Origin of the sequence: Pseudoalteromonas sp. S2893, from assembly GCF_005887105.1 — a bacterium.
GTDB lineage: Bacteria > Pseudomonadota > Gammaproteobacteria > Enterobacterales > Alteromonadaceae > Pseudoalteromonas > Pseudoalteromonas atlantica.
This window is the reverse complement of sequence record NZ_PNCY01000058.1, coordinates 26,127-35,597: the sequence shown is the minus strand read 5'-3', so window position 1 is coordinate 35,597 and position 9,471 is coordinate 26,127. Positions and strand designations below refer to the sequence as shown.

9 protein-coding genes are annotated in these 9,471 nt (G+C 40.9%); 4 read left to right on the top strand and 5 right to left on the bottom strand.

The features are described from left to right. Nucleotides 1-254 precede the first annotated feature (254 nt). Nucleotides 255-470 (top strand): hypothetical protein, encoded by a 216-nt coding sequence (locus CWC04_RS18575; RefSeq protein WP_004587424.1) that lies wholly within the window; start codon nucleotides 255-257, stop codon nucleotides 468-470. A gap of 82 nt (nucleotides 471-552) precedes the next feature. On the opposite strand, the gene CWC04_RS18570 is transcribed toward CWC04_RS18575, so the two are convergent. Together CWC04_RS18570 and hrpB are read right to left on the bottom strand one after the other, a co-directional pair. Next, a complete protein-coding gene (locus CWC04_RS18570; protein ID WP_138686136.1) occupies nucleotides 553-1,017 on the bottom strand; it encodes a nuclear transport factor 2 family protein in 465 nt (154 codons plus the stop codon). Nucleotides 1,018-1,111: 94 nt separating this feature from the next. Further along, nucleotides 1,112-3,538, bottom strand: a complete 2,427-nt coding sequence (gene hrpB, locus CWC04_RS18565) for an ATP-dependent helicase HrpB (protein WP_138686135.1) — start codon at nucleotides 3,536-3,538, stop codon at nucleotides 1,112-1,114. A 272-nt stretch (nucleotides 3,539-3,810) separates the two neighbouring features. On the opposite strand from hrpB, the gene CWC04_RS18560 reads away from it, so the two are divergent. The 3 genes from CWC04_RS18560 to CWC04_RS18550 all read left to right on the top strand — a co-directional run bounded on the left by CWC04_RS18560 (nucleotide 3,811) and on the right by CWC04_RS18550 (nucleotide 5,625). Then, on the top strand, nucleotides 3,811-4,008 hold the full coding sequence (locus CWC04_RS18560; RefSeq protein ID WP_002958133.1) for a CsbD family protein: 198 nt from the start codon (nucleotides 3,811-3,813) through the stop codon (nucleotides 4,006-4,008). A gap of 264 nt (nucleotides 4,009-4,272) precedes the next feature. Beyond that, on the top strand, nucleotides 4,273-5,172 hold the full coding sequence (locus CWC04_RS18555; RefSeq protein WP_138686134.1) for a M15 family metallopeptidase: 900 nt from the start codon (nucleotides 4,273-4,275) through the stop codon (nucleotides 5,170-5,172). A gap of 9 nt (nucleotides 5,173-5,181) precedes the next feature. Continuing rightward, nucleotides 5,182-5,625, top strand: a complete 444-nt coding sequence (locus CWC04_RS18550) for a hypothetical protein (RefSeq protein ID WP_138686133.1) — start codon at nucleotides 5,182-5,184, stop codon at nucleotides 5,623-5,625. Nucleotides 5,626-5,705: 80 nt separating this feature from the next. Here the strand turns inward: CWC04_RS18550 and CWC04_RS18545 are convergent, their stop codons facing one another. The 3 genes from CWC04_RS18545 to CWC04_RS18535 all read right to left on the bottom strand — a co-directional run bounded on the left by CWC04_RS18545 (nucleotide 5,706) and on the right by CWC04_RS18535 (nucleotide 9,415). Then, the gene (locus CWC04_RS18545; RefSeq protein ID WP_138686132.1) at nucleotides 5,706-7,967 is read right to left on the bottom strand and encodes a xanthine dehydrogenase family protein molybdopterin-binding subunit; all 2,262 of its coding nucleotides are present in this window, start codon (nucleotides 7,965-7,967) and stop codon (nucleotides 5,706-5,708) included. Next, complete coding sequence (locus tag CWC04_RS18540) at nucleotides 7,964-8,461, bottom strand: (2Fe-2S)-binding protein (protein WP_138686131.1); 498 nt, start codon at nucleotides 8,459-8,461, stop codon at nucleotides 7,964-7,966. Before CWC04_RS18540 ends, CWC04_RS18545 begins: the two co-directional genes overlap by 4 nt. Before the next feature lie 219 nt (nucleotides 8,462-8,680). After that, complete coding sequence (locus tag CWC04_RS18535; protein WP_138686130.1) at nucleotides 8,681-9,415, bottom strand: hypothetical protein; 735 nt, start codon at nucleotides 9,413-9,415, stop codon at nucleotides 8,681-8,683. Between the last annotated feature and the right edge of the window lie 56 nt (nucleotides 9,416-9,471).

Genomic DNA, 9,471 nt, shown 5'->3' with positions numbered 1-9,471 from the left:
GCAACTAAGAGTTTATCACCCCTAGAAAGAACCCAACGGGCAGCCCATGTTTGGCTTTTATGCTGCGTTATCGCCTATTTATGGGGAATAACCAAGTTACATAGGCTCTGCCTTGCCTTAAAACCAAACATACGGCTGCAAATTCAACCATTATAAATCAACACACCCAAGAGATTATGAGAGGTGGTAATGCATTAAATAGTGTAATTTTACTACTCACTTTTAGCTAAGCCATACAATAACAGAGCCTTTTTATGAAAACAGAAATTCGCTACCGCTTTGAAACCTCGCAAGTTGCTAACCGCTTTGTGCATGTACTAAAAGATTGGCCCGTAAACCAAGTTAAAACTCGCCTATTTAATGGCGGCGACAGTGTAAAAGTCACTTACGAGTATGATGAAAGCGGGTTTGATTACACCTCTGCCGAGCTAGATGATTTAGCAGAGCAACACGGTGGTAAAGAAGTTTAAACACATAACAACAAAAAGCTATTACAGCCCAATTAGCCATTAACTTTGCTTTAATGGCTAGCGCGTTTTATCACTTTACGTTTTATTCGTGATATTTACGGATCATCGCCACTTTACCGTTTTCAACTTCTATTACTTCCATCATTACTGATGTGTACTCGATTGGCTGCTTACTTTGCGGATGAATGCCCTTAGCGTGGTTTTTATAACGAATCGCAAAGCCGCTATTGTTAAATATAAAGGTATTAAGCAGCTCGCTTTCGTATAAGGTGTGCGCGCCTAAATAAAAACTCATGCCCTTACGCATTAGTTTTTTACCCTCTGCTGTGCGAGAGTCATCTACTTGATACGGTATGTGCTGGCTGCCTACATCGTCTGTTAATAAATTAAGGTAAGCTTCAAGCTCTTTTTCACTTGCGTTAGGCGCTTGCGTGGCGGTCATTGTGTTGTAGTAATGCTGTGCAAATTTGTTTAAGTCCAGTGCCTTTTCAGCATTAACCGAAAAGGCACTCACTAATAGCAAAGCTAATGTAAATAGTCGTTTCATCACTTCTTCCTTGTAATTAAAAGTATTGATTTATTTATAGGTACACTATATTCACATGTTCAAAAATAAAACAAACATTTTTAAGTTAATAAACCTACATTTTGCTTTTTACTCTATTGGTTGCCACGCTGTTGGCTGGATCGTCGGGCCAAAAATGCTTGGGATAACGTCCTTTCATTTCTTTTTGTACATCGCGATAACTACTAGCCCAAAAGTGCGCAAGATCTTGCGTAAGCTGTAATGAACGCTTACCTGGCGAGAGTAATTCCATAAGCAGAGGCAGTTTGCCATTTGCAAGCATTGGCGTACTTGTTAAACCATACACTTCTTGCATGCGCACGCTAAGTTTTGCGGGGCCATCTAGCTGGTAATTAATTTTTATATTTGAGCCACTCGGTACCGTTAACCTAAGCGGTAACAGTGTTTTTAGGGCTGTTTGCTGTGTCCAGTCAAAACAATTTTGCAGTGCTTCAAAGTAGTTAAACTTTTTAAGCTGCTCCAGCGTTTTTATATCCTGTAAATATACGCCTAACCAATCATCAGCTGTTTCGATAAGTTGCTGCTCGCTTATTGCCGGGAACGTATCTGGCATAAACTGACTGGCTAAACTCATGCGTATTAATAATTGCTGCGCATCGGGTTGTTCATTAAATAATGCAAAGCCGTGTTTGGTAAATAAATTAAGCCACGCTTTGGCGCGCTCGGTTTTATCAAGCTTTTGCTTACTTGGTTGGCTTGTAAGCGTAATAGCGCCGAGCTTTACTTCGTCTTGATGGATAAAGCGCGCGGTTTTTTCATCAAACTCACAGCGGGTAAGCGTAGTAAACAAATGCGGTAAGTAATCTTGTAGCTCAAATGGGCTAATTGCGGTGGCTGCAAAAATACGCGTGCCTTTATGGCCGCCCATGCTTGCAATAGCAAGGTAGTCATCGTTATGCCAGTAATCGGTGTTTAAATCAGCGCCCGCACCATTGGCAAGTAAGTAGCCATTGCCGCGTTTTTTTGCAATGCGATCGGGGTAAGCTAATGCCACCAGCAAACCTAAATACTCGGTGTTTAGCTCACTGTTACTGTCGGTTACTTTTAAACGGCTTTGCCAGTATTTTAACTGCTGTTTAAATACTGGGTGTGGCCTTTGCTGTTGGCTATGTAGCGCCAAGCTTAGCTCGTTGGCGCTGTTTATTCGGCTCTCAAGCAGCGCCACTAAATAAAGTGCTAAACGGTAAATACCAGGGAGTTCTGCCTCAAGCGCTTGCGCTTTTAAAAGCATATGCGCTAAGCGAATATCCGCCCCAAAACCCAGCATGTTGCTGCCCAATTTAGTGAGCTTACCTTTGGAGTCGATAGCCTCAAGCATGGTTAGTAAGTTTGCCGCTTGCGTACATTGCTGCGCTGTTGGCGTATCAAGTAAGGTGAGTTCGCTAATACTTGCGCCCCACTGTTTTGCCTCCAGCATAAGTTGGCTTATGTCTGATGTGAGTATTTCTGGGCTATCGTGGCTATTACGTCGCTCAAATGTTTGCTTTGAGCCAAGCCTGTAAACAACCCCTGGCTCTATTCGCCCTGCACGCCCCGCTCGCTGTACAGCAGAGGAGCGCGATATACTTTGTGTTGTAAGCTCAGTTACGCCTGTTTTCAAGTTATAGCTCGCCGCGCGGCGTTTGCCGCTATCAATAACAATGCGAATGCCTTCAATGGTTAAACTGGTTTCGGCTACATTGGTGGTAAGCACTATTTTGCGCATACCTTTAGGCGCAGGGGCAATCGCCGCTTGCTGATTGGCTTTATCTTGCTCGCCAAATAACGTGGCAACTAGGCAGTTACTTGGTAAATCATTAAGGGCCTGTTGTACGCGTACTATTTCAAATTGCCCAGGCAAAAAGACTAATGCACTACCGCTTTGCTCATTGAGTGCTTGCTTAACGATATTAGGAATAGCATCTAACCAGCGGCTCTCATCTTTTATTGGTATATATACTTCGTCAATGGGGTAACTACGCCCGCTTGATTGTATAACCGGGCAATCAAAAAACTGCGTATAGCGCTCGGTATCAAGGGTGGCCGACATAAGTAGTATGGTTAAATCGTCGCGCAGCGCACTTTGGGTCTCTAAAGCAAAGGCCAGTGAAGTGTCGGCCGCAATTGAACGTTCATGAAATTCATCAAATATCAGTAAATCTATATCGCTTAATTCGGGGTCGTTTTGTAGCATGCGGGTAAGCATACCCTCAGTGACTATTTCAAGGCGCGTATTACTACTTACTTTACTCTCGCCGCGTACTCGCAAACCAACACTCTGCCCCACTTTTTCGTTTTGGCACTGTGCTAAGTAATTGGCAATATTACGTGCTGCTAAGCGGCGCGGCTCAAGCATTACAATACGTTTAAAATGGTCGTCGCGCATAAGCTGTAGCGGCAACCAGGTTGATTTACCCGCACCAGGCGGTGCTTGTAATAACGTTATGGGGTTACTTTGTAATGTAGTTAGAAGTTGTTGATATATGTTTTGAACCGGCAGCACTGCTATTTACCCAAAATTGCTTTGTGCGCATTGTAACAAAAACCAAAAATAAACGCGCCGCAAAAGCAGATGAGTTTACGCGTATCCATAATCAGAAATAATTACAGACCGCTCTGTACATTTTTTAAGAACATACGCGTTGCAATAAAAGTAACGCCTCGCTTAAATATATAAATTAATGATTATAAACACAAAATAAAAATTTGACTGGTTGGTACACGCTTTGCTCCTTTTATACTGAACGTTAATTAAAGCTAAGTAAGGAGATACTTATGAATAGCGATCGTATGAAAGGTAATTGGAACGAACTTAAAGGTAAGGCTCAACAAAAATGGGGCGATCTTACTGACGACGATTTAGACAAAATTGAAGGTAGCCGTACAGAGCTAGTAGGTAAAATCCAGCAGCAGTATGGTAAATCTAAAGAAGAAGCAGAGCGCGAAGTAGACGAGTTTGAAAAAACTCACTAATCGCTAACTTCTAAAAAAACCGCCATTTGGCGGTTTTTTTGTTTACTAGTAACGACCTAAATTAAATTGAATAAAGCTTTCCTTAAATAATTTAAAAATATTTGTTTAAATTACGGCTTTGACACTATCTATTTTACGGTGTATCCATAATGACTTAACGAAAAATATTGTTCCTATTTTTTATCTTTAGTTATATTCTTTTATAGGTAATATTGCAATCGCGATGGAATAAGTGCGGTTAACTATTAATTTAAAGGAACTTATATGAATAACAATGCTGTAGTGTCAGCTTTAACTGGTGTGACGGATTTATTTGGTGGCTTTTCTCTTCAAAGAGGAGACAATGACAAAAAACAAATCTGGGAAGGAAAAAGTCACATAGCTAATCACTCTTTTGTATCCGAATTACAAATACTGCTTAATAAATTAGGAACATATAAATCAAAAATTGATGGTGATTTTGGCTTAAAAACTACACACGCATTAAAGTTATTCCAATGGAACGCAAAATCGGCCCCGTATCGATTAAAAAATTTAAGGGTTATTAATCAACTGCCCACCTTTAAGGGAAGTACCTCTGGGCAAACTGACAAAGCTACTCGTCGAGAGCTTAATATCTGGGCCGCTAGCAATTTTCGATGTACAGGTGACTTGCTAAGGTTAAGAGAAGCAACTTTTACTAATATAGAGCTCAATCCTAACTTCAAATTAATTGCAAACCAAAATGTATTGAAAGGTGAATTTGTAGTTTCAGCAACTTTAATTACTGAGATAAAAGCAATGAACATTGAAGCAAAAAAACTAGGTTTAAAATTGGTTTTAAACCAGACAGTAAGGCAGCTTGGAGTTTCTCCAAATGGCGCTGTAGTAACGCCAGCAAAACGCAGCCAACATTATATTGGGCATGCTTTAGATTTAAATATTGTTGATGGCTCTAATTGGAACAACTCAACAGCTTTTAAAACTAAAAGTGCTACGTCTTCAGCCATTAAATTTATTGATGCAATGAAAAAAAGAGGGCTTAGATGGGGAGGCGATTTTACCAGGATGGATTCTCCTCACTTCGATAAGCAGCTATCGGCTTCAACATTCGACTATGAAGCTAAGCACTTTTTTAACCAATCATCAATTTCAAACAATCAGATGATTCCACTTTCTATATAGGATACTAAAATGAAAAAAATCCTATTAGGGTGCTTTGCTTTTAGCCTAATGGGCTGCACTGGGGTAGTAACAGCTGAACAAACATCTTCAGAAAAACAGTTATGCGATGACTATAATAATGATAAAGCTATTATTATTATAGGCAGTACACCATTTGAAGATTCTGAGTGGTACGCAGATTGGTCCTCTATCCTCAACAGCTTTGTTGCCACAAACAGTGAGTCTTTTCATGTTTATAGAGCTAACCAGTTTACACATGCAGACTTAAAAAACTACTCAGTATTATTTAGTAAAAAATCTAAGCAGAACTACCTACTTGAGGAAGTTATTGAGCCGCAATCTTATGAATATGTTCTTCTAGAATATACACAAGCCAATATACCTAAACATATTAGTGCGTTTAAACCGAACCAGGTCAATACAAATTTAGTGAACAAAATATGTAATTTATGAGTTTGAAAAGACATAGACTTACGAATAAAAAAACCGCCATTTGGCGGTTTTTTTGTTTAACGGCTAAAAAAGGACGTTATTTACGCTTTTAATTGATTACCTATAGGCAGTTGCCTAATGCGTTTACCACAAGCGGCAAAAATAGCGTTACACAATGCAGGGGCGTAAACCGGTGTTGCGGGCTCGCCTACACCTGCTGGTGGTGCATCGCTTTGTATTATTTCTACTTCTACCTCTAGTGGTGAATCGCTCATACGCGGTACGCGATAATCATGAAAGTTACTTTGCTGTACTCGGCCTTTATCAAAAGTAATACCGTCGCTAATTGCGGTTGTAATACCGTAAATAGAGCCACCTTGCGTTTGATTTTTTACGGTATCGGTGTTTACAACCGTACCCGCATCAATAGCGACCCACGATTTAATCACGTTTAAATCACCAGCATCCGATACCTCTACCTCAACCACAGTAGCCACATACGTTAAAAAGCTGCGGTGCGCAGCAATGCCTAACCCGCGACCTTTTGGCAGCTTTCGGCCCCATTTACTTATCTCAGCCACTTTTTCAATAACATGGCGTAATTTACCAATATCTAATGGGTAAAGATCTTTATCGGCGCCATAGTTATCGTACGAGGCATTTTGCTCGGTTACATCTAAAATGCGATCAGGGCCTATGGTTTCAAGTAAATAGTCTTTTTGGTCGCGCCCTGCTTTGTGCGCAGCTTCAGCTATAAATGACTGAATAGCAAAAGCATGAAAAATATTTGATACCGAACGCATCCAGCCCACTCTTGTTTTAGCGGGTGCTTCGCCGTTTTCTAGCTTTAAGTTAGGTGAGTTTATAGGGTTATCCGTAAAGCCTAAGCGCAGCTCAAAACCTGCAGGCGACGTTGCGCCTTCTTGAAAGGTCGACATAATTGGTGAAAACGCCGTACGATGTAAGTAAGCCTCGATATTACCTTTTTCATCTAGTGACGCTTCAATATGTTGAGCCGATACCGCATGATAAAAACTGTGCTGAATATCATCCTCTCGCGTCCATTGTACGCGAATAGGTTGCCCTACTTTCATTGAAATGTAGGCGGCCTCTGCTGAAAAATCAGGTTTTGATTTACGCCCAAACCCGCCACCTAACATGGTTACATGCACGTTAATTTGGCTCTCATCCATACCAAGTAGTGCGGCTACGGTTTTCATATCGGCTTGCGGATTTTGCGTTGCTGCCCATATATCAACGCGGTCTTTATGATACATCGCCGTGGCGCAAGGTGGTTCCATTGGTGCTTGAGCTAAGTGCGGCGCATAGTAGTCAGCTACTAACTTATTGCTCGATTTAGCCAATAAGCTGGCTGCATCGCCTTTTTCGCGTACATGCGTTTGCGGCTCATTAACGGTTTGTAATAAGGACTTTTTAAAGCTCTCTGAATTATAATCGCCGTTTTTACCATCATCCCACACCACCTTTAGTGCTTTACGCGCCTGCCATGCAGCCCAGGTATTTTTAGCAACAATAGCAATGCCGCCTTTTGGCTGAAATTGCGGCGCGCCTTTTGGTACAGGCATTTCAATAACATCAACTACGCCATTAATTGCTTTAGCGGCGCTGGCATCAAACGATTTAAGCACGCCACCTACTACCGGCGGGCGCTCAATCATAGCCACCAGCGCTTTTGGCTCGCGAACATCAGCAGCAAATGTGGCTTTACCGGTTACTAAATCGGTTAAATCTATGTGCGCCATACCGGTATTTATATAGCGCCATTCTTTACGTGTTTTAAGTGTTAACTTGTCTGGCTCTGGCGGGGTAGTACCAAGCGCGAGGTCGATTAAGTCTTTATAGGCAAGCGTTTTACCCGAGCTGTGGGTAACTACGTGCTGATTAGCTGTACAGGTTTGCGGCTCAACTTTCCAATATTTAGCGGCTGCGTGCTGCATCATATAACGTACACTTGCGCCCATTTCGCGTAGGCGCTGCATGTTGTAGCGAATACTGCGCGAGCCATCGGTATTTTGATCCCCATATTTAGGGTCGCCCTTACCTTGAATAACCACGACTTTATCCCACGCGGCTTCCATTTCGTCTGCCACAATTTGGGCAATGGCGGTACGAATTTGTTGGCCCATTTCAGAGCGGTGACAGGTTATTTCAACCATGCCATCGGGGCGCAGCGCTATAAATAAGTTGGCACGTTTTGCTTGCTCAGACGGTTGTTCTAACACGCCTGCAAACGCTTTTGGTGCACTGCCTACAAAATAAGTGCCTAATACTAATGCGCCTATTGCGCTGGTTTTTAAAAATTGGCGGCGGTTTAGGTCAAAGTATGTATTGTCGTTTTTCATACCTCTTCCCCTTGTTCATTGGGGTCAAAATATTCAACCCCCGCCATGGTTTTAGCCGCCGACTTAATCGCTTTATGAATACGTGGGTATGTACCACAACGACAAATATTGCCCGACATATTACTCACTATTTCATCATCAGTTGGGTTGGGGTTAGCTGCTAATAAGCTTGCCGCTTGCATTATTTGCCCGCACTGACAAAACCCACATTGCGGCACTTTATGCTCAACCCAGGCTTTTTGCACGGGGTGGTCGCCTTGCTCGCTTAACCCTTCAATAGAGGTAATAGCACGCCCTGCCACAGCCGATACCGGTAATATGCACGAGCGCTGCGCTACGCCATCAATATGTATGGTGCACGCACCACATTGCGCCATACCACAGCCAAACTTAGGTCCGGTTAAATTTAATTCATCTCGAAGATACCAAAGCACCGGCGTTGACGGATCGCCTGTAAACTCATGTTTATTACCATTAACGGTAAGCGTGATCATATTTAACTCCTTGGCAAAGCGCTTTAAAGGAATGCCTTGTTGCGCGAGAACGGTTTGAATAATTGCTACTTTTTTAGCCTACCACTTAGGATTGGTTTATTGAAATTTTTATCGGTAAGTGGCTTTAATAAGCTTTGGTAGGTCACTAAACGCAAAAACCGCCCTGTGGCGGTTTTGCTTTATAATAAACGAAGAAAATGAATCTAACTAAATATATTTTTAGCTTACTTGGTCCTCTAATTTAAAATTAGTTTTATCATTTTTTTCCAATCTTTTAAATTTTCGATAGTCTGATAAGATATATTTATATAAAGCGTGTGTTGCTGCTATTTCTTCTACAACCCTAGAGTTAATTTCTCCATATTTACCTGTTTCATATAAATTCCAAACACTTTTTCCTGACGCAAAATTCTTATTGGGAATATACTTTCTGAGTAAATCATTTTTTACTTTTGGGTATAAGTATTCATTCGAATTGTTAAAACAGGCAATAGCCAACTGAGATAAGTCTATTACCCTAAAATGACTTTGAAATTTAAATGCTTCAGCATTACTTAATATCTGATACCTTTTAAATAATTCAATCAAAATTGGAACATCTGATGAAGATATACCGATACCGCAAAGCAAAGGCGAAACCCTTTTTTGATGCGCATTGTGAACAACTAATAAAGCTTTTTTCAGCAACTCATATATAGTTACGAGCAACTCTCTTTCATCTTTAAAATCCCACAACCAAAAAGATTCCGTTTTTTTTAAAACTTCACCTTCACTTATCTGAAAATCATTTTCAGGATTAGCAACTAAAAATGAGCCTCCTAACAATTTACATTTTTTGTCCCAAGGGTTGTAGCATAGCCCAGTTTTTACTCGACTAGACTCTGGGACATAAAATTCTAAATCAAAAAAAACTATTCGACATTTATTAACTTTGAGTTTCATTTGCTTCGACAAGTTATTATTCCTTTATTTAATTATCAAATTGATTAATATTATTTTTTATTGCCATG